The 20,162-nt window shown below is 46.6% G+C and carries 17 protein-coding genes; 7 read left to right on the plus strand and 10 right to left on the minus strand.

Annotated elements, in window-relative coordinates:
- The coding region (locus WG89_RS31050) for a hypothetical protein (RefSeq protein ID WP_172806682.1) at positions 1-433 on the plus strand (433 nt) is incomplete at its 5' end.
- A gap of 65 nt (positions 434-498) precedes the next feature.
- Here WG89_RS31050 and gyrB read toward each other — a convergent pair.
- From gyrB to dnaA, 4 genes are all read right to left on the minus strand, one after another.
- Positions 499-2,913 carry a DNA topoisomerase (ATP-hydrolyzing) subunit B gene (gene gyrB / locus WG89_RS02250; RefSeq protein WP_062260709.1) on the minus strand — a complete coding sequence of 805 codons (2,415 nt, stop codon included), beginning with the start codon at positions 2,911-2,913 and terminating at the stop codon, positions 499-501.
- Positions 2,906-4,060, minus strand: a complete 1,155-nt coding sequence (gene recF / locus WG89_RS02255) for a DNA replication/repair protein RecF (protein WP_062260711.1) — start codon at positions 4,058-4,060, stop codon at positions 2,906-2,908. Before recF ends, gyrB begins: the two co-directional genes overlap by 8 nt.
- Before the next feature lie 82 nt (positions 4,061-4,142).
- A complete protein-coding gene (dnaN, locus tag WG89_RS02260) occupies positions 4,143-5,246 on the minus strand; it encodes a DNA polymerase III subunit beta (RefSeq protein ID WP_062260713.1) in 1,104 nt (367 codons plus the stop codon).
- Between the two features lie 90 nt (positions 5,247-5,336).
- A complete protein-coding gene (gene dnaA, locus WG89_RS02265; RefSeq protein WP_414630386.1) occupies positions 5,337-6,935 on the minus strand; it encodes a chromosomal replication initiator protein DnaA in 1,599 nt (532 codons plus the stop codon).
- A gap of 816 nt (positions 6,936-7,751) precedes the next feature.
- On the opposite strand from dnaA, the gene rpmH reads away from it, so the two are divergent.
- From rpmH to yidC, 4 genes are all read left to right on the plus strand, one after another.
- Entirely contained in the window at positions 7,752-7,886 is a 135-nt protein-coding gene (gene rpmH / locus WG89_RS29160) for a 50S ribosomal protein L34 (RefSeq protein ID WP_034840262.1), read from the plus strand.
- A gap of 13 nt (positions 7,887-7,899) precedes the next feature.
- Positions 7,900-8,277 (plus strand): ribonuclease P protein component, encoded by a 378-nt coding sequence (rnpA, locus tag WG89_RS02270; protein WP_062260715.1) that lies wholly within the window; start codon positions 7,900-7,902, stop codon positions 8,275-8,277.
- 281 nt (positions 8,278-8,558) lie between these two features.
- Positions 8,559-8,804 (plus strand): membrane protein insertion efficiency factor YidD, encoded by a 246-nt coding sequence (yidD, locus tag WG89_RS29165; protein WP_342669242.1) that lies wholly within the window; start codon positions 8,559-8,561, stop codon positions 8,802-8,804.
- Positions 8,780-10,462 carry a membrane protein insertase YidC gene (gene yidC / locus WG89_RS02280; protein ID WP_062260719.1) on the plus strand — a complete coding sequence of 561 codons (1,683 nt, stop codon included), beginning with the start codon at positions 8,780-8,782 and terminating at the stop codon, positions 10,460-10,462. Before yidD ends, yidC begins: the two co-directional genes overlap by 25 nt.
- A 75-nt stretch (positions 10,463-10,537) precedes the next feature.
- On the opposite strand, the gene WG89_RS02285 is transcribed toward yidC, so the two are convergent.
- Complete coding sequence (locus WG89_RS02285; RefSeq protein WP_153301378.1) at positions 10,538-10,909, minus strand: hypothetical protein; 372 nt, start codon at positions 10,907-10,909, stop codon at positions 10,538-10,540.
- A gap of 172 nt (positions 10,910-11,081) precedes the next feature.
- Between WG89_RS02285 and mnmE the strand changes: the two genes are divergently transcribed.
- Positions 11,082-12,458, plus strand: a complete 1,377-nt coding sequence (mnmE, locus tag WG89_RS02290) for a tRNA uridine-5-carboxymethylaminomethyl(34) synthesis GTPase MnmE (RefSeq protein WP_062260723.1) — start codon at positions 11,082-11,084, stop codon at positions 12,456-12,458.
- A gap of 6 nt (positions 12,459-12,464) precedes the next feature.
- Here mnmE and WG89_RS02295 read toward each other — a convergent pair whose 3' ends face one another.
- Entirely contained in the window at positions 12,465-13,106 is a 642-nt protein-coding gene (locus tag WG89_RS02295) for a MarC family protein (RefSeq protein ID WP_062260725.1), read from the minus strand.
- 74 nt (positions 13,107-13,180) lie between these two features.
- Positions 13,181-13,618: a DUF1499 domain-containing protein gene (locus tag WG89_RS02300; RefSeq protein ID WP_062260727.1), complete on the minus strand. Its 438-nt coding sequence runs from the start codon at positions 13,616-13,618 to the stop codon at positions 13,181-13,183.
- A gap of 256 nt (positions 13,619-13,874) precedes the next feature.
- On the opposite strand from WG89_RS02300, the gene WG89_RS02305 reads away from it, so the two are divergent.
- Complete coding sequence (locus tag WG89_RS02305; RefSeq protein WP_062260729.1) at positions 13,875-15,662, plus strand: SGNH/GDSL hydrolase family protein; 1,788 nt, start codon at positions 13,875-13,877, stop codon at positions 15,660-15,662.
- A 7-nt stretch (positions 15,663-15,669) separates the two neighbouring features.
- On the opposite strand, the gene WG89_RS02310 is transcribed toward WG89_RS02305, so the two are convergent.
- From WG89_RS02310 to WG89_RS02320, 3 genes are all read right to left on the minus strand, one after another.
- Entirely contained in the window at positions 15,670-16,728 is a 1,059-nt protein-coding gene (locus WG89_RS02310) for an ABC transporter ATP-binding protein (RefSeq protein WP_062260730.1), read from the minus strand.
- A complete protein-coding gene (locus WG89_RS02315) occupies positions 16,725-18,437 on the minus strand; it encodes an ABC transporter permease (protein WP_079253611.1) in 1,713 nt (570 codons plus the stop codon). The genes WG89_RS02310 and WG89_RS02315 overlap by 4 nt, the downstream gene beginning before the upstream one ends.
- 162 nt (positions 18,438-18,599) lie before the next feature.
- Positions 18,600-19,613 carry a Fe(3+) ABC transporter substrate-binding protein gene (locus tag WG89_RS02320; protein WP_062260731.1) on the minus strand — a complete coding sequence of 338 codons (1,014 nt, stop codon included), beginning with the start codon at positions 19,611-19,613 and terminating at the stop codon, positions 18,600-18,602.
- Between the last annotated feature and the right edge of the window lie 549 nt (positions 19,614-20,162).

Consider the following 20,162-nt stretch of genomic DNA (forward strand, 5'->3'; position numbering starts at 1 on the left):
GCCATCCAGTTATGCTGGTGAAACATTTAAATGGGTAGAACACAGTTATGATCACGGCAGTGATTACCGAGCAGTCATTGATATCAGTGGTTGCAATTTGGAGAAGCGTAGTGACCAGCCCTCAACAGAAAAAGAAGATGATTGGACATATTCTTTCAGTCTCAAAGGAGCTACCGCAACCAAGGTTTTCAGTCGAAGCAGAGCTGATATCAAGCCTAGTTACAACCTCAGGCTGAATGACTATATGTTGCCTGACGATGTCAAAACTGCACCAACACTCTATATCAGAAACGTCACTATCAGCGAAGGTGAGAGTGGCCAGGACAAGATAACCGTCGAGGTCAGAGAAGGAGAAAGCTGGCAGGGTGCTTATAATTGCCCGGCTACTGCTTTAACGATACACCAGACCTTTATGTGCCCAAAGGAAAACTAATACTTAAAATAAAAGAGCCACTCTCTTGGAGTGGCTCTCGTATACCAGCAGTAACCTGACAGTAGTTAAATATCGAGGTTTGCCACATTCAGAGCATTAGACTCAATGAAGTCTCTGCGAGGCTCAACCTGATCCCCCATCAATGTATTAAAAATCTGGTCAGCACCAATAGCATCTTCAATTGTCACTTTCAGCATCCTGCGCACGTCTGGATCCATTGTGGTTTCCCAGAGCTGTTCAGGGTTCATTTCACCCAGTCCCTTATAGCGCTGAATGTTGTGACGCTTGGTAGACTCTGTCATCAGCCACTCCAGACCTTCTTCGAAGGTTTCTATAGCCTTTTTACGCTCACCTTTCTGTATGAACGCAGACTCTTCCAATAACCCCTGCAGCTTGGAACCCAACTGTTTGATTTTGTTGTAATCACCCGATCCAAAGAAGTCTACATTCCAGGTGTACTCTGTGGGTACACCATGAGAAACGATAGTGACTTTAGGCAACCAAACCTGATGTTCACGATCTTCAAACAGTTCAAAGCTCATGGTTCGACCCGCTAATTTCAGCTCTTCAATGCGGGCATTCAGAGCGTCCAGCCAGGTCTGCATTGTGCTTTGATCTTTCAAGTTTTCTTCAGAGACTGCATCCATATAGATCATTTCTTTCATGATCTCGGAAGGATAAACCCGGGACAAGCGATCGATAGTAGCTATGACTTTTCTGTACTCTTTAACCAGAGATTCCAGAGCCTCATCACCAATGCCAGGAGCATTCTCATTAACATGCAGAGTGGCGCTTTCCAGGGCAGACTGAGTCAGGTAATCATCCAGTGCAACATCGTCTTTCAGATACTGTTCCTGCTTGCCTCTTTTCACTTTATAGAGAGGAGGCTGAGCAATGTAGATATAACCGTTTTCAATCAGCTCAGGCATCTGACGGAAGAAGAAAGTCAGCAGCAGGGTACGGATGTGAGAACCGTCGACATCCGCATCGGTCATGATGATGATGTTGTGATAGCGGAGTTTTTCAATATTGAATTCAGTCCGACCAATTCCACAACCCATGGCCGTAATCAGGGTACCTACTTCCTGGGAAGAGAGCATCTTGTCAAAGCGGGCCTTCTCAACGTTCAGGATCTTACCTTTCAGAGGCAGGATAGCCTGTGTTTTACGGTTACGTCCTTGCTTGGCAGAACCACCCGCAGAGTCACCCTCCACTATGTAGAGTTCGGACAGTGCAGGGTCTTTTTCCTGACAGTCTGCGAGCTTTCCGGGTAACCCAGCTATATCGAGAGCCCCTTTTCTCCGTGTCATCTCACGGGCTTTACGGGCGGCTTCACGAGCTCTTGCTGCATCGAGCATCTTGTTCACAACAGCCCGGGCTTCCTGAGGGTTTTCCATCAGGTAGTCAGCAAGATAGCTACTCATTTCCTGCTCGACCGCTGTTTTAACTTCAGAAGAAACCAGCTTGTCTTTAGTCTGGGATGAGAACTTGGGATCAGGGACTTTAACCGAAATAATGGCTGTCAGACCTTCACGAGCATCATCTCCGGAGGTTGATACTTTCTGATTCTTGGCGAAACCTTCTCGCTCAATATAAGAGTTCAGGTTTCGGGTGAGGGCTGCCCTGAAGCCAGCCAGGTGGGTACCACCATCACGCTGGGGAATATTGTTGGTAAAACAGTAAATATTTTCCTGGAAGCCATCGTTCCACTGGAGAGCCACTTCAACACCAATTCCGTCTTCTCTGACTTTGGTGAAGTGGAAAACCTTGTTGATATTGGTCTTATTCGTATTCAGGTATTCAACAAAGGCACTGAGACCACCGTCGTAACGGAACTCATCTTCTTTACCGGTTCTCTCATCAATCAGTCGGATAAATACGCCAGAGTTAAGGAATGAGAGCTCTCTGAGGCGTTTTGCCAGAATATCGTAGCTGAACTGGATGTTGGAGAAAGTCTCTTCTGAAGGCACGAAATGAACTTCTGTACCGCTTCGTTCAGTTTCTCCAATGACTTTCATCGGTTCTTGTGGAACACCGTGAGAATAGATCTGTTGGTTCACCTGACCACTTCTGCGAATCGTCAGCTTTAACTCTTTCGAGAGAGCGTTCACCACAGATACACCTACACCATGAAGGCCACCAGAAACCTTGTAAGTGTTGTCGTCAAATTTACCGCCGGCATGGAGAACGGTCATGATAACTTCGGCCGCAGAAACGCCTTCTTCTTCATGAATATCAACTGGGATACCACGGCCATTATCACGAACAGTGATGGATTCATCAGGGTGAATAATGACAGCAATCTCATCACAGAAACCTGCAAGAGCTTCATCTATAGAGTTATCTACGACCTCAAACACCATGTGATGAAGGCCAGTGCCATCATCTGTATCGCCTATGTACATCCCTGGGCGCTTACGTACTGCATCCAGGCCTTTCAGCACTTTAATATTGGACGCATCGTAATTTTGTTCACTCATACTCTTTCTCCAGCGATTCAGTCTGGCGAATCTCACGCCCAGATTCCAAGTTCACAGATCCCTGTTTCACGTGAAACACTTTAAGATCAATTTCAGGTTCCCAGCAGTCCAGCAGGGAGCCCGTCTCAACACAGGTAATAAATACCTGACTTTGCATATTCTGTAATATTTTGCACATGGCTTTCCTATGAGGAGCATCCAGCTCTGACGGCAGATCATCCACAAGGAAAATGCACTGACTATTGGTTGCTTTAGAAAAAAGATAACCCTGCGCCAGTTTTAACGCACAAACTACTAACTTTAGCTGACCACGTGACAATATATCGACGGCATTACTGCCTTCCAGCCGAACGCGAATATCCGCTCTTTGTGGTCCAGATTGTGTATACCCAGTCTGAAGGTCTCGCACTGCACTTTCTTGTAAAACTTCAGCCAGGGAGCGTTCCTTATCCCATCCTCTGTAATAGCTGATTTTGATATCAGCCAGATCAGTAAGCTGACTAAGGACGTCCTGGAAAATGGGTGTCAGTTGATCAAAGTATTGCTGTCTGAGCTGATCTACTGCCTCAGATGCTCTTACCAGTTCTGCATCCCAGACTGACAGCTGAGATGACAAGGAAGAACCCGTTATTTTACCATGACGAAGCAAACTGTTCCGCTGTTTAAGTGCCTTTTGAGCTCTCTTCCAGAGTGGTAGAAATTCACTATGTTTCACGTGAAACACCCCCCAATCCAGAAATTGCCTTCTCTGCTTAGGAGAACCTTCAAGTAATTTGAAAGTATCTGGATTGATAATCTGGAGCGGTAACAGCTTGGCCAGCTCTGAAGTTGACTTCAGTGTTTCTCCAGCCACACGGATTTGAAAATACTCATCTTCAATGTCTCTGGAAACACCAACAGGAATTAATCGATCATTACTGGTTTGCACCTGGGCAAAGACCGTACACTTTCGATGCTTGTGTCGAATAACAGGTTTGAGTCTGGCACTGCGAAATGATCTTGCCAAACCCAGAAGATGAATAGACTCAAGAATGCTGGTTTTCCCGCTGCCATTAAGACCATAGAGAATATTAATGTCAGGGGAGGGAGAGAAGGTAGCGGATGCCAGGTTCCTGACATCCTTGATCATCAGCTTGTGAATAGTCATCAGTCACAGCAACTCACAGGAATGATGCTATTCATCGAAACCGACGGCAGAAGAGCCTTTAATGATGGAAGTTGATCCTTCATTAAAGTCTCATAGGCATAACAACATAGGTGGAATCACTGGTATCTGACTCTTCCAGCAGGGCACTACTGTTTGGATCAGAAAGTGTGATTTTCACGGACTCTCCTGAAATCACTGACAGTACATCCAACAGATAACTCACGTTGAAGCCAATTTCCATAGTTTCACCGTGGTAAGCCAGACTGATCTCTTCTTCAGCTTCTTCCTGTTCTGGATTATTAGCCATAACCTTGAGCATGCCATCAGAAAGAATCAGGCGAATGCCGCGATACTTTTCGTTAGACAGAATAGATGCTCGCTGAAAGGCCTGACGGAGCTCCTGACGATCACCAATAATGATCTTGTCACCACCACGAGGGACAACACGATCATAATCAGGGAATTTGCCGTCTACCAATTTGGAGGTAAACATAAAGTCGCCGGTTTTAGCCCGGATATGATTGGCACCCAGAGAAATATGTACCATTTCATCACCTTCAGTCAGAAGGCGAGCCATTTCCAGAATGCCTTTACGGGGCACGATGACTTGGTGACGATCTTGCTGATTAATATCCGCATCTACAGTACACATAGCCAGACGGTGACCGTCGGTAGCGACAGAACGCAATGTATTCTGACTGACTTCAATCAGCATACCGTTAAGGTAATAACGAACATCCTGCTGCGCCATGGCAAAACCAGAGCGGTCAATTAGTCGACGTAAACGGGTCTGACCAATAGTAAAGGTCATAGAGCCCGCTTCTTCTTCAATGCTCGGGAATTCATTAGCAGGCAGAGTAGACAGCGTAAAGCGTGAACGTCCGGCTTTAAGCTTCACTCGCTGTTCATCCTGAGAAAATTCAATCAAAGCATTTTCAGGCAGGGATTTACAGATATCCATCAGCTTTCTGGCTGGAACTGTAATCTCGCCACCTTCAGACACTTCATCCAGGGTGACTCTGCCCACCAGCTCTACCTCCAGGTCAGTACCTGTCAGAGAGAGTTGATCACCGTCCACCACCATCAGGACGTTGGACAATACAGGTAGAGTCTGTCTGCGCTCAACAACGCCAGCCACCAATTGCAGTGGCTTGAGCAATGCTTCCCGATTAATGGTAAATTTCATCGCTTTCCTTTCTCTTGGCTAGCCGAAAGAAAGTCCCTGTGACTTTCTTCCTTAATTCAATAAATATCTCTCTGTTGAAACTGAACCCTATCAGCTGGTCAGGGATCTCAACAGATTCTTGTAGTCATCACGGATTTCACCGTCTTCATCCACCAGCTCTTTCACCTTGCGACAGGCGTGCAGAACGGTAGTATGATCACGTCCACCATACGCATCACCAATTTCAGGCAAACTATGGCTGGTCAGCTCCTTGGAAAGAGCCATGGCTATCTGTCTGGGACGTGCCACTGAACGGCTACGTCGCTTAGAGAGGATATCCGCGACTTTAATCTTGTAGTACTCTGCCACTGTTCGCTGAATATTATCAATACTGACCTGTTTGTCTTGTAACGCCAGCAAATCCTTCAAAGATTCCCTGATCAGATCAATATCAATTTTGCGTCCCATAAAATGAGCACTGGCTATAACTCTTTTCAAAGCGCCTTCCAGTTCACGAACATTGGAACGGATACGCTGAGCGATAAAGAAAGCGGCTTCGTGGGGTAAATCCACTTTCTGCTGTTCAGCTTTCTTCATCAAAATAGCAACACGGGTTTCCAGCTCTGGGGGCTCAACAGCAACGGTCAAACCCCAACCAAATCGGGACTTCAAACGTTCTTCTACACCATTAATCTCTTTGGGGTAGCGGTCACAGGTGAGAATCATCTGCTGTCCACCCTCAAGCAGGGCATTAAAAGTATGGAAAAACTCTTCCTGGGAACGCTCTTTACCGGCAAAGAACTGGATATCATCAATTAATAAGGCGTCAACTGACCGGTAATACCGTTTGAAGTCATTAATAGCATTCAATTGCAGCGCTTTTACCATATCGGCTACGAAACGTTCAGAATGCAAATAAACGACTCTGGCATTACGATTTTGACGAACCAGGGAATTACCCACAGCATGCATAAGGTGGGTTTTACCTAGACCAACACCGCCGTATAAAAATAACGGATTGTATGCCGCACCCGGGTTTTCAGCGACTTGTCGAGCTGCTGCAAGCGCCAACTGGTTAGATTTACCTTCAACAAAAGTGTCAAAGGTAAAATGAGCATTCAGTGAGCTATTGTGTTTTATTGAACCTTCGACTTCTATTTGTCGGCCTGGTGCAGGCTCTTCAGGTTCAGTTACGATACTTCTGGCAGAGTCCTCTTTAACTTTCAGAGGATTAACCTTTTTCTGAATGACAGGAGGCTCTATAACAACAGGCGCTTCCTGTTGAACGGGTACCTGTGAAGAACCGGATGAAGCTTCATTAAGGCTGGACACTAGCCCCCTTGTCACCACTTTCTTTTCTTCAGTAGCAGGTCTAACGGTTTCTGTCTGGACTGGCCTGCTTACAGGTGGAGATACCCTGCGGCTAAGAGACTGGGGACGACGATTCGAAACAGCCAGAGCAACGGCTGGAGACTGGCCATCCGTCAATTCATCAAGAATCTCTTCTACGCGAGGCAAAAACTTTTCTTTTACCCAGTCAGCGACAAAGCGGTTTGGAGCCAGCAGGCAAAGGTCATGCTCATCACCCATCACTTTTAATGGGCGAATCCAGGTATTGAACTGCTGTGAGGACAATTCATCTTGAAGTAAGTCCACACACTTTTGCCAGAGCTCTAGGGGCACAGGCGCTCTCCTGAAAATGGGTGACATGGAAGTCAGTCAGCCTGCCTGCTGGTCGACTTCTCTAAAGGCAGGAAACAGAATCTGTCCAGAAACACTTACCCTTCCACAGCTGAGCAATGCAGAAATGCGGTAAGAATAAGCTAAAAAACAGCTTCAATTGTATCCTTTCAGGGAAAAGTTATCCACACCTTAAATTTTCGCCACACCATAGCTTAAAACCAATAATATCTATATTTATCAAATAGTTAGTTATAAAAAAGTGCGTATAGGGGCGCTACAAACAATCAAAAAATAATGTGGAAAAGGCTGTGTTGGGAGGGGGTAATGAATACTGACTGAGCTGTGTATAAGTAGCCCTGATTTTCTGGCTGTGAATAAAGTGCCAACTTATACACAAGCTGTTTGCAGAAAGAGAACAGCATAATCGCTCATTTTCTACACAATCACACACAAGGTTGAAGGTAGAGAACTGCTGGCTTTATACGACTTATCCACACAAAAAGAGTTGCCTTATATCTATAGTAAAAACAAAACAACATTACTCAAGTACATATGTACTATATATATTTCATATTTACTCTTTCCTATGAGTCAGTGAATTGTTAAACAGGGCTGTATTGACAGAAAGTGGATTCCTTTCACGCCTATATATAGCCAGAGTAATTTCACTTATAAAAATGCACTTTCTTACTAGCCTTTTTGGATATCCTCAGCCAGCTGCCAGAGCCCTAGGGATTTGACCTTTAGTGCCAACGGCAAACTCTTGACAAATGCAAATTGACGCTAATCCCTCAATTACTTAGAATGCCCGTCTTTTTGTAAATCGATAAAACGAGTAACGTCATGAAAAGAACATTCCAACCCAGCAATCTGAAGCGCAAACGTAGCCATGGTTTCCGTGCACGTATGGCAACCAAAAACGGTCGTGCGGTTATCAACCGTCGTCGTGCCAAAGGTCGTAAGCGTCTAGCCGCCTGATTTGGATTGACAGGTGAGCTTCGCTTTTGGTCGCGATCTGCGACTTTGCTCAGCAGCTGATTTTAAGCAGGTTTTCGACCATACGGATATCAAGGTCAGCAGTCGTCATTTGCTGATACTGGCTTGTGAGAACGAGCTGGACCACCCCCGCTTGGGGTTGGTGATTGCCAAGAAAAATATCCGTAAAGCCACCGGCCGTAATCGAGTCAAACGGCATATCCGGGAAACCTTCCGCCTCCATCAGGAGGAACTGGGAAACCTGGATATTGTTGTTCTGGCCAGAAGAGGCCTGGGTGAGCTGGAAAGCTGCGATATGAATAAACTGCTCGCCAACCAATGGTTTAAACTGGCCAGACGTAGGAATGAGCGGAAGGTTTCTGAACAGCCATGAGCTGAAATACATTGGTATTTCCATGGTCATTCAGTCAACCATAGCCTGAAGCAGGCACTCTATGGAGCTGCGTGACAGTGGAGGTAGTGATATTACCTCCAGTCACTCTTCAGAAGGCCAGTCATACTGTCTCACACAAATCAGCCGACCGTTTCCTGTCGATTCGGTACAGACAGAGTAAAACCGACATGACCAGACCTGTGATGAACTTTCTCAAGCTTTTGCCCAGACGCATCGCTATGGGGTTGATCAAGGTATACCGTTACTGCTTGAGTCCAATCATGGCCAGGCATTGTCGCTTTTATCCCAGCTGTTCCAGCTATGCTCAGGAAGCGCTCGAACATCATGGTTTTCTGAAAGGCAGTTTTCTGACCTTGAAACGACTGCTGCGTTGCCATCCCTGGCATCCAGGAGGTTTTGATCCGGTGCCCGCTCCCTCTGACAAGCAACACCGGTCATCAGACGATCATATTCATCACCAAGACTCTTTGGCTCGGACATCATGGATCTGCAAAGAACACTCTTGATAGGTGCTATAGCCGTTGTTGGTGTACTGACACTTCAGCAATGGAATGAAGATTACAATCAGACCCGGCCGGCCAGCGAAGCTGTTGTGGCTAATGTCTCCACTTCCCAAAGTGGTTCTGATTTACCCACTATCACGTCTACGTCATCTTCCTCCCCTGAAATTCTGGACTCCAAGGTTCAGACAACGGGCCAACTGATTAGCGTCAAGACCGATACTCTGGACGTTCAGATTGACCCAGCCGGTGGTGACATCATCGGACTCAGCCTGCCAAAATACCCTGCCTGGCTGCCTGAAGATGGCGAAAAAGCAACACCATTCCAGTTGCTCGTTAACAGGTCTGACTGCACACCTGGAGACGTAACCTGTGTCTACACCGCACAGAGCGGTCTGATCACTACTGACGGTCCTAAAAACGACCAGAATCACCGACCTCTCTATAGCTCTGAACAGACAAGCTATACATTGCCAACCGGGCAGGATCAGTTGATCGTTAAACTGACCCGTAACGAAGGCGATGTTCAGGTGACCAAACGCTATACATTTGAGCGTGGCACCTATGAAGTCGCCATGGCCTATGACATTGAAAACAACAGTGACAAGGTTTGGCGGGATACCTTCTACGCTCAGCTGAAGCGTGACGGTTCTGAAGATCCCAGCTCTGTGAACTCCAATGCTCCGATGAACACCTATCTGGGTGCCGCGGTGCGTTCCATTGACGAGCCATACAAAAAGCTGCCTTTCGATGACTTCAAGAAAGAAACCTTCAAGGAAAGAGTTGACGGTGGTTATGCTGCCATTCTTCAGCACTACTTTGTAAGCGCATGGGTGCCCAGTCAGAACCAGCCTCACACCTACTACACGCAAGTATCACGTAACAATGAATACTTCATGGTCGGTTTCTATAACGACCCACTGGTAGCGAATCCAGGTGAGAAGGTTTCGACCGGTGCAACTCTGTACTCTGGTCCTAAGGATCAGCCTGTACTGAAGAATCTGGCCGATGGCCTGCAGCTGACCATGGACTTTGGCATTCTGTGGTTCCTGGCCCAACCTCTGTTCATACTGCTTCAATTTATCCATTCTCTGGTGGGTAACTGGGGTTGGTCCATCATTCTGCTGACTGTCTGTGTAAAAGCGGTATTCTACCCGTTGAACCAGGCCAGCTTCCGTTCTATGGCTAAAATGCGCAAGCTGGGGCCAAAGATGCAGGAGCTGAAAGAGAAGTTTGGTGACGATCGCCAGAAGATGTCCCAGGCCATGATGGAGATGTACAAGAAGGAGAAGGTCAACCCAATGGGTGGCTGTCTGCCGATTCTTGTACAGATGCCGGTATTCATTGCTCTGTACTGGGTACTGCAGGAATCTGTTGATCTGCGCCAGGCTCCATGGTTAGGCTGGATTCAGGATCTGTCCCAGATGGACCCATACTTCATTCTGCCTCTGATCATGGGTGCTTCCATGTTCATTCAGCAGATGCTGAACCCGACACCACCTGATCCTGTTCAAGCCAAGGTGATGAAGCTGATGCCTGTGATCTTTACGGTATTCTTCCTGTGGTTCCCTGCAGGTCTGGTACTGTACTGGGTAACTAACAACACCCTGTCCATTATTCAGCAATACTTCATTACCAAGAAGATTGAGAAAGAAGGCTCCTGAGCCTGAAGTCTCATACAAAAAACGGACCTTTACGGTCCGTTTTTTTATGGTTGAGATGTCATCCAGTCTGATTTATCACACTGACGTGGCAGGATTTTCACTGTTCATCAAAACCTTCATGACAGGCTTCAGAGCTCTGTCCAGACAGTACTCACCAAATCCTCTGGAGCGAACTACATCACCTTCAGAAGTTTTAAGGTTATAGTGAGTCTTACCTTTGACGACAGAAGTGCCTCTTTCACCTACGGTTTTCTTTGTAGGGTTTGTGATCTTGTCATGAGAGCCATCACGGATAGCCCGGTTAACAGTGCTTTCTAAAAGTCTTCCTGTTGTGTGTCTTCTCACCATACGTCCAAAGCGACAAATACCTTCAGCAATATTCCCTAGTAAAGCAGCAATGGTTGATCCAATGGTAGCAAGGCTTGGCATACTGATATTCAGGCTCATAGATAAGTTCCCCCGATAAATGATTTGAGTTGAAGACTGTATCTTTCTATTCATTCGTTGTGACTGACCAGTATGTTGGTAATACTGACGTCCCAAGTACTTGACGGCCATAGCGCCTGTTTCTCCCATGGATTAGACTACGCGATCATTTTTCTCATCCAGTAATCGCGTTATGTCTGACCTCAGTGAACTTCATAAAGACACCATTGCAGCTCAAGCTACCGCTCCCGGTAGGGGTGGGGTGGGTATCATTCGTGTGTCCGGCCCTGAGGCACTTCGAGTGGCCAGAGACATTCTGAAAATTGAACCTAAGCCTCGCTATGCTCATTACGGTCCGTTTCATGACGAGAAAGATGAAGTTCTGGATGAAGGCCTGGCTCTCTATTTTCCTAATCCCAATTCTTTTACTGGTGAAGATGTAGTTGAGTTCCAGGGACATGGCGGCCCTGTGATCCTGGATATGCTGCTGAAGAGGATCAATGCCCTGGGTATTCGTCTGGCCAACCCGGGAGAGTTTTCTGAAAGAGCGTTCCTGAACGATAAAATGGATCTGGCCCAGGCCGAAGCTATTGCTGACTTAATCGACAGTACATCAGAGCAGGCTGCAAAATCTGCCTTGAGATCACTTCAGGGAGCCTTCTCCAGACGAGTCAATGAACTGGTTGAATCTCTCATTGAATTGAGAATTTATGTGGAAGCGGCCATCGACTTTCCGGAAGAAGAGATCGACTTCCTGGCTGACGGCAAGGTAGCTGGAGATCTGAGAGGCATTATCAGTAATCTGGCACAAGTGATGAGAGAAGCCGGTCAGGGTGCCATCCAGAGAGAAGGGATGACCGTAGTTATTGCTGGCCGTCCCAATGCCGGTAAATCCAGTCTGCTTAATGCATTGTCTGGACGCGACTCAGCCATCGTAACGGATATCGCCGGTACTACTCGAGATGTTCTGCGAGAGCATATCAATATCGATGGTATGCCTTTGCATGTTATTGATACCGCAGGTCTGCGTGAAACAGACGACAAGGTAGAACAAATCGGTGTGGAGAGAGCCTTCAAAGAAATTGAAGATGCCGACCGTGTGTTACTGATGGTTGATGGCTCGACAACGAATGCAACGGATCCTCATGATATCTGGCCAGAATTTGTTGACCGCCTCCCCTCCCGTGAAAAACTCACTGTGATTCGTAACAAAATTGATCTGACAGGCGAAGAGGCGGGCGTAGAGGACGTTTCTGGTGTTCCCCTGATCAAGGCGTGTGCTATGAGAGAACATGGCCTGGACGCCCTCAGAGAGCATTTGAAGGCCTGTATGGGATATGAGGGGGCTATGGAAGGTGGATTCTCGGCCCGTCGCAGACATCTTGACGCCTTACGCAGAGCAGAAGAGTTTCTGGACAACGGTAAGAAGCAATTGGAATACATGGGCGCAGGGGAGTTGTTAGCGGAAGACCTCCGCCATGCTCAAAAAGCATTGGGTGAGATTACCGGAGAATTCTCCAGCGATGATCTGCTGGGCCGAATCTTCTCTTCGTTCTGTATTGGCAAGTAAGCTTTTTCAGAGATTCAATTTCGAAGCACCGTAGACACCCTGTATGACAAGCTGGGTACCGATCACTGCCAGAATCAGCCCCATCATTCGACTGATTACTTTTACAGCGCTTTCTCCTATGTAGTGGAGAAAGCGTTCACCTGAAAGAAAAAACAGACAACTGATGCCACAGAGCACCCCAAAAACGGTGATACATATGATTACTTCAGGGATGCCTTTGCCTGTCGCAAAATTCATTGCTGTTGCAATCGTTCCTGGCCCACCCAGAATGGGAACAGCAAGCGGACTGATAGCAATGCTGACATGAGGGTGATCCAGGCTTCTCTGATTATCTTCGACACTCGGAGTATGCAACTCTGAGTTATTGCCCGACAGCATGTCCTTGCCAATCAGGAATACCAGAATACCCCCGGCAATTCTGAAAGCCGGGAGTGTGATGCCAAAAAGACTGAAGATCACATGTCCCAACAGGCAAAATAGACTGACAATGACAAAAGCCAGAAAGTTGGATTGTATGGCGATTTTTCGCTTTTCGGCCGGCTCAATCCCATGGGTTAAACCCAGAAAAATAGGGGTATTGGCAATGGGGTTCATGATGGCAAAGAAGCCAACAAAGACAGTGGCTGCAAAAGATAAGAGTTCTGTCATTTTCAAGCCGGAGAACAGACAATAAGGCTCAAGAATAGATCAGAACGCACTTTTCATCAGAACATAGCGTATAGCTACTCTTCCGCGCCTGTCAGCGATGCTTTCAGACTATCCAGCCAGGCATCAATGCGTTTCTGGTTCGCCCCAAGATCGGAATAGCCGTAACTGGAGCGGGAATAGATCGCCAGAGTACTGCTGTTTTCTCCCTGGCTGTAAAAGCGTACCGTAATGGTGTCCGGATAACCCATAAATGGGGTTCTCTGGACGTAATCAATTTGCCGACCATCCTGACTGGTCCTAATCACTTCCACTTTTTCCTGACTTTGTGCAACTTCAGAAAACTGTTTCTGAAGTTCTTCTACGCTCATGTCCAGAACAGGACTGACCAAGTGAGGGCTGGCAGAGAACTCGCCTTTAGGGAGAACCAGATACTGATTGGGTTTTTCGTGGAGCTTGAGAGTGTCGAAATCAATAACCCGGTCATCAATGGCCGTAAAAAGAAAGTCCAACATCCTGTCATACCTGTGGCTTTATGGTTGATGGACGAAGTATGACGGATCTGAACAGGGGCTGAAAGAACCATAATCGTTAATCTTCATACAAAATGGATAGGCTCCTTGAGCCCCGAAAAAAGCCCTGATATTTTCAGTTTGAGATTAAGGTTTATTCCTGAATTTTGTTATTGATAAACTTCTTAGCATAATTCAAAAGACTATTGTCGTTCAGACCCTGTGCTAAACCTGTGATAGTGCCATACAGGGTTGCAAGATGTTTACTCTTTCCCGACTGTTTCTAATCTGCTCTTTGATTGTTTTTCCATTGACGTCCTTTGCCATTGATAAAAGTGATATCGGTTCACCTGAACAGGTTGAGCCTGAAATCTGGCAGCCTGACGTGGTGGCTTTATTCAGTGACAGCTTGAGCGACAGCCATGGTGACAGTTTTCTAAAACCCGAGAGAGCCTATTCCACCTATAACCTGCTCAGAACGCTTAATGGAGACATGGTGAAGGATGATAATGGTTCAGAAGTACGTCCCATGAATCTCAGTGAAATCATCAGTAAAAGAGCCAGCATCAACAATATCCATATAAACCTCGAACTGATGAGCAGGGAGATTTATAGAGAAAGTCAGGAGAAAGATGCTCCGGGTCGCTTTTTTGGAGAGCTCAAAGCAGACGGACTTAAAGCTATAGGAGAGGCGATTACTGGCGTCCTGGGCTGGTTGGATAAACTGGAGGAAAGGTTTGATAAAGCCATTTTGTGGACGCTGGAACAGGCTTCTGGAAAAGTTGATTCATGGATGAGAAAAGTAAAGAAAAATGGCATTGCCTGGACGGCATTAAGATCCCTGAAGAAACAGATTTACTTTCTGACTGGCATTATTGAACAGGATCTTGAAGATTTGTTATTGGATTTTTCAGAGAATCAATTGCTGGAAATCACGGGGCAACTGAAAGATATGATTCCACTAGTGCCTGATCCCGAATACTACATAACCGGAAAGTGGACAGCGGGTGTTGAACTGGACAAAGTCTGGGCAGAATATGTGATTCGCATGATGTCTACGACTGAAAAGCAGGTCAAGCTGGATAATCGGGCAATGGCGGGTAGCTGGACTCTTTGTGCCTCATCTAAAGTGGAGCATATGGAAACCCTGAAAAAAACGGCTGCTGGCTTGAAAGAAGGTTTCGTTATGTTGTTTCAGGGCAGTCTGATCCCTCCTTGTGAAGGACTTATCGTCCGATCTTATCTCAATCAAAAGCGGGAAATATTTAAAAAAGACCACCAGAGAAAGCCAAAGCTGAAGGATGATTTGATACCCGATAATACTCTGGTCGTATTTTTTAACGGTGCCAATGACTTCCTGAATATGTGGGCAGACCCTGACGATGTGTCCCAGGAGCACATTAACGATATCTTCAACATTCTCTTGTCCGGAGCTCGGAGAGTGGTTGTAGTTCTCTTGCCTGATATTGGTAGAACTCCAAGATTCAACGGGACCGATGAAGGCCGTCAAGTGACCAGCCTGATAACAAAATACAATGACAGCATGGAGCAAAGATTACAGCTGTTAAGAGCACGTTTTAACGGTGAAGGGGGTTATCAGGTAACGACCATTCATGCTGATCGTATTTTCGATGTTTTACTGGCCCAGGAGCACTGGGATACAGTGAATCCTTTGCTTGATGTTGAAGTGCCGGGTGTGGATAAAAAGGAGGAGGTCAGAAAGGAGGCCGAAGCTACCCGAAACTTTGTCGTCCAGGAACTGGTTGATAACCATGCCTTTGATGATAACTGGAAGTTGAAAGGACGCTCCAGACAAGAAGCCACCTCTAAGAAGGTTGTGGATAAAAAAGTGGCTTTTTTTGCTGACAGTGTTCACCCCAGTGCAGAAGCTCACTACGCCATAGCCAAAATGGCTTGCGAAATGATGTCAGAGAAAGGTCTTTACTGTGATCCAGCCAATTACCCTTTAAGCAAAGCTCGTGAAGACAGCAGATATCACGATCCCACGCTCGGGGCAGCGATCAAGCCTGAAAGGGATGAGCTCTGAACTGAGCTCAGAGTGAGTGCCCTTTCTGATCAAACAACACCAAATCATGAGGTTGGACTGAGAGCTCTACCGCAGTGCTTTCCGGGAAGGGGATGGAGTTCTCTACTACCAGAATACTTTCCTTCAGCTTAACTTCGGTTCTCAGATTCGTTCCCATAAACTGCTGACTTTTGATCTGGGCGGGATCTGCCGGATTTTCACACTGACATTTTTCAATGGAGAACATTTGCGGGCGAATAAACAACTCTGCAACCTGTCCAGGTTTCGCAGCAATTTCTTTGGAAGATTCCACCAGACCAAGCGGTGTTGAAACGGTTCGACTGTTAATGATCTCGCAGGGTAGCAGGTTGCCTGACCCCATAAACTCAGCCACGAAGCGGTTGGCCGGACGATTATAAACGTCAAAGGAACGGCCTCTCTGAAGAATCTTTCCTTCATGCATTACGGCTACAGAGTCTGCAAAAGCAAAGCCTTCATCCCGGCTGTGTGTCACGAATAATCCAGCTACTTTCTGTTGCTTGAGGATATCCCTGATCTCTCTCACCAGTCGCTGGCGAACTTGACTGTCGATGTTTGAGAAAGGTTCATCCAGCAAGAGCAGTGAAGGATTGTTCGCCAACGCTCTGGCAATAGCTACTCTCTGTTGTTGACCACCAGACAGCTCATGAGGATAGCGTTTTTCCAGGCCAGAAAGATTAACTAGCTCAAGCATTTCTTCAACCCGTTTGCGAGTGTCTTTACGGGATAAATCTTTCAGGCCAAAAGCGATGTTGTGAAACACGGTAAGGTGAGGGAAGAGGGCATAATCCTGAAAAATCATGCCAATACTACGCTGTTCCGGAGGCAGTGTTCCACGAGCAGAACTGACTTCTCGACCATGCAGGGAAATCGACCCTGCCGAAGGTTGTAGTAATCCGGAAATAGCTTTCAAAAGAGTGGTTTTACCGCAGCCACTTCTGCCCAGCAGGCAAACAATCTCACCGTCTTCAACCTGAAGGTCCAGATTGGAGAGCACCGTCGTCTGGTCGTATTGGCAGCTCAGGCCAGAAATATTCAGGGCTGTCATTTTTGTTCTGCCTCCAGTGATCGGTTCAGAAGTATCAGGGGAACGAGCCCTGCCAGTACAAGTATCAGTGCGGCCAGAGCCGCCTGTTCCAGCTTTTCGTCAGAAACGAACTGAAACACCCAGGTGGCCAGGGATTCAAAGCCAAAGGGTCTTAAAAGTAATGCCGCAGGTAACTCTTTCATGGATTCGATAAAGACCAGCAGGAAGCCGGTCAGCAGACCTTTGCGAACCATTGGAATATGGACGCGACGAACCATTTCAGATGGAGTACATCCCAGAGTTCTACTGGCCATGTCGAGAGAAGGAGAGACGCGCCCGAGACTGGATTCAACACTGCCTACTGCGACGGCTGAAAAGCGCACGGCATAGGCAAAAATAATGGCAAAAATGGAACCACTGAACACCAGACCCACAGGAGGGTATTCAAAGGCCATGATGATGCCATTCAAACCATGATCTGAGAGAGTCAGAGGCGTCAGCACACCTATTGCCAGAACGTTACCAGGCAGGGCATAACCGGTAGAAACCAGACGGGATGGAATACTGGAAAAACGGCTTTTTTGCAGTCTCTGATACAGACCCAGAAAGAGAGCCACCAGAGTAGCGAAAGTCGCTGCCCCCAGAGAAACCTTCAAACTGTTTAGGCTGTACGTCAGTAGTTCAATGTTCCAGGAGTCACTGAAATACCGGAAGACATAATCCAGCAAAACCATGGCTGGCAGTAAAAAGCCCAGAGAAACCAGCATCCAGCACCAGAACAGGGCCAGAGCTTTTTTCCAGCCTTTGAGTGATGAGGCTTTCTTATGATCCTGACCAGTATTCTTCTGATATAGCTGCTGTCTTCTCCGACTGTATTTCTCCATGGAAATCAGCAGCATGACTACAACCAGCATAATAGCGGACAGTTTGGCTGCAGCATTCAGGCTGCCATAGCCTAGCCATGTGTCGTATACCGCTGTGGTCAGGGTTGGTACGGCAAAATAATCGACAGTGGCAAAATCCCCGAGCGTTTCAATTCCCATAAGTGCCAGGCCGGTAATGATGGCAGGTCTGGCCATTGGGATGGACACTCTCAAAAAACTGCTGATGGGAGAACAGCCCAACAGTCTGCTGGCGAGAATCTGGCTCTGGGAATGTTCCATAAAAGCGGTTCGGGCCAGCAGGTAAAGATAGGGATAGAGCACCAGAGCCAGAATAATAATGGCACCCCCAAGGCTGCGAATATCAGGGAAGTAATAATCGGCAGCGCTTTCCCAACCCGTCACATCTCTCAGTAATCTTTGTACAGGACCGGCATATTCAAGCAGGTCGGTATAGATATAGGCGACAACATAAGAAGGCATGGCCAGGGGTAAAACCAGGAGCCATTGCAGATAGCGTTTTCCCGGTATTTCACTGTTTGCCATGATCCAGGCTGCCGGCAAGGCGAGAATCAGACCTAAAATGCCTACACCAGAGATCAGTAAAACAGTATTGAGAATATAGGTACCAAGAACGGTATTGCGCAGATGGGCAAAAATTTCTCCTGTTGGGGCAGAGGCTTCATAAATCAGAGCCAGTACAGGAGTAAAAAGCAAAAGAGCCAGCAACCAGCTGCCAGCTCTCCAATAGATTGAAAGGCCTTGTCGTGAGATTGAGCGGGCCTTGCCGCTCTCGGTTTGCGAGAGCGGAGTATGTACATTGGCCTGTGCGGTGGGCACGTGTTTCATGAAAGTCTGTTTAAGTAAGCTCTGCCGAGCTGCGCATTCTACAGAAACTGAAATGAATCTCAGTAGAATTTACAGCCTATTTTACTATGGATTGAGCGAGCTCAATCTATTTATAGTGAGCGATCACCCCATAGCGAGAAGCTGCGGCAGAACAAAAATTAATTACAGATCGAAACGTACTTCATCCAACAGTTTCTGAGCTGTGGCGTAGTTTTCTGCCAGCTTGTAAACAGGCAGGTCATCGGACTTGAACTCACCCCAGGAAGCAACCATGTCAGAAACCGGTACGTCTGGATTAACAGGGTATTCCATGTTCACTTCAGCATAGGTAGCCTGAGCCTTGTCACCCGCCAGGAATTCCATCAGTTTGACAGCGTTGTCCTTGTTAGGAGCGTACTTGGTCAGAACCATGCCGCTGACGTTTACATGAGAACCGTTACCTTTCTGGTCGGGGAAGTTGATGTAAACAGACTCAGCCCATGGACGTTGTTCTTCGTTCGCCATCATGGCGCCAAAGTAGTAGCTGTTACCGATGGCCAGATCACAGACACCTTCTTTTACAGCTTTAACCTGGGCACGGTCGTTACCCTGTGGGCGACGGGCCAGATTGTCCTTGAAGCCTTTCAGCCATTCACGGGTGGCTTCTTCACCATTATTGGCTACATAAGAAGCGACCAGACCTACGTTGTATGCGTTCTTGCCACTGCGTGTGCAGATCTTGCCTTTGTATTTAGGATCGGCCAGATCATCGTAGGTGATGCCTTCAGGCTTATCAGAACGCTTGGTGGTGTAAATGTTTCTTACACGCTTGGTCAGAGCAAACCACTCTCCGTCTGGATCACGGAACTGGGACGGGATGTCTTCATTGATAGTCTTACTTTTCACTGGCTGACTCAGATCTTTGTTAACCAGATTCATCAGTCGGCTGATATCAGTGGTCAGAACCAGATCTGCAGGGCTCAGTTTACCCTCACGCTCTAATCGCTCACTCAATCCTTTTTTAGCAAACACCACTTTGACTTCAATACCGGTGTCTTTGGTGAACTCTTTAAACAGAGGTTCAACCAGGAATGGCTGGCGATAGGAGTAGACGTTTACGACTTCTGCTGCCTGAGAAATAGCAGACGCGGCCATAAGGCCTGTAGCGGACAGTGCGATGAGGGCTTTTTTTAACATGGGCGACAACCGTTGATTTTATTAACAATCAATCTAAACAAGAAACATTATCATTCGCGCATTCTACAGAAATTCCCTCCGATCGCCAGTTATTTAAGTACATAAGTACTAACTATTTCGTTCTATTCAACCAACCTTCCTCTGATACCAAAGTCTCGAACTGAAGTCTGAGTTGTAAAAAAATCGCTGTGGATAAAAAGTTGGGCTTTATAAGTCTAAATACACCTAAGAAGCAGGTTTTATAACGCTTTCAGTGAGAGCAGTCTTAAGAAACGGTCCTGTGGAAAGCTATATAAAGAAGCTATTTATAGGTATAGGGATAAAATCTTGATGAATTCCAGTTGTGGATAAAACGACATTTATCCACAACTAAAGAACACCTTAACAGGAAGATTCTAACAATAGACTGACAGACTTATCCATTTTCTAACTTTATGATGTGTATAGTTATTTTTTAGTTATCCACAGAAAGTACTCACACTATTTATTATAAAAACATCTATTAAACACTACATTAGCGATGGCAATTGTATTTACTGTTATTCACAA

The sequence above is a fragment of the Endozoicomonas arenosclerae genome (assembly GCF_001562015.1).
In the GTDB taxonomy this organism is placed as follows: Bacteria; Pseudomonadota; Gammaproteobacteria; order Pseudomonadales; family Endozoicomonadaceae; genus Endozoicomonas_A; species Endozoicomonas_A arenosclerae.

Excerpts from the sequence above, each read along its gene's own strand:
- rpmH (WP_034840262.1), top strand. The coding sequence starts at position 7,752 with ATGAAAAGAACATTCCAACCCAGCAATCTGAAGCGCAAACGTAGCCAT.
- WG89_RS02300 (WP_062260727.1), bottom strand. The coding sequence starts at position 13,618 with ATGTTGGACTTTCTTTTTACGGCCATTGATGACCGGGTTATTGATTTC.
- yidC (WP_062260719.1), top strand. The coding sequence starts at position 8,780 with ATGGATCTGCAAAGAACACTCTTGATAGGTGCTATAGCCGTTGTTGGT.
- mnmE (WP_062260723.1), top strand. The coding sequence starts at position 11,082 with ATGTCTGACCTCAGTGAACTTCATAAAGACACCATTGCAGCTCAAGCT.
- gyrB (WP_062260709.1), bottom strand. The coding sequence starts at position 2,913 with ATGAGTGAACAAAATTACGATGCGTCCAATATTAAAGTGCTGAAAGGC.
- dnaA (WP_414630386.1), bottom strand. The coding sequence starts at position 6,935 with ATGTCACCCATTTTCAGGAGAGCGCCTGTGCCCCTAGAGCTCTGGCAA.
- WG89_RS02315 (WP_079253611.1), bottom strand. The coding sequence starts at position 18,437 with ATGAAACACGTGCCCACCGCACAGGCCAATGTACATACTCCGCTCTCG.
- WG89_RS02320 (WP_062260731.1), bottom strand. The coding sequence starts at position 19,613 with ATGTTAAAAAAAGCCCTCATCGCACTGTCCGCTACAGGCCTTATGGCC.
- WG89_RS02310 (WP_062260730.1), bottom strand. The coding sequence starts at position 16,728 with ATGACAGCCCTGAATATTTCTGGCCTGAGCTGCCAATACGACCAGACG.
- WG89_RS02295 (WP_062260725.1), bottom strand. The coding sequence starts at position 13,106 with ATGACAGAACTCTTATCTTTTGCAGCCACTGTCTTTGTTGGCTTCTTT.
- dnaN (WP_062260713.1), bottom strand. The coding sequence starts at position 5,246 with ATGAAATTTACCATTAATCGGGAAGCATTGCTCAAGCCACTGCAATTG.
- WG89_RS02285 (WP_153301378.1), bottom strand. The coding sequence starts at position 10,909 with ATGAGCCTGAATATCAGTATGCCAAGCCTTGCTACCATTGGATCAACC.
- WG89_RS02305 (WP_062260729.1), top strand. The coding sequence starts at position 13,875 with ATGTTTACTCTTTCCCGACTGTTTCTAATCTGCTCTTTGATTGTTTTT.
- recF (WP_062260711.1), bottom strand. The coding sequence starts at position 4,060 with ATGACTATTCACAAGCTGATGATCAAGGATGTCAGGAACCTGGCATCC.
- yidD (WP_342669242.1), top strand. The coding sequence starts at position 8,559 with ATGGCCAGGCATTGTCGCTTTTATCCCAGCTGTTCCAGCTATGCTCAG.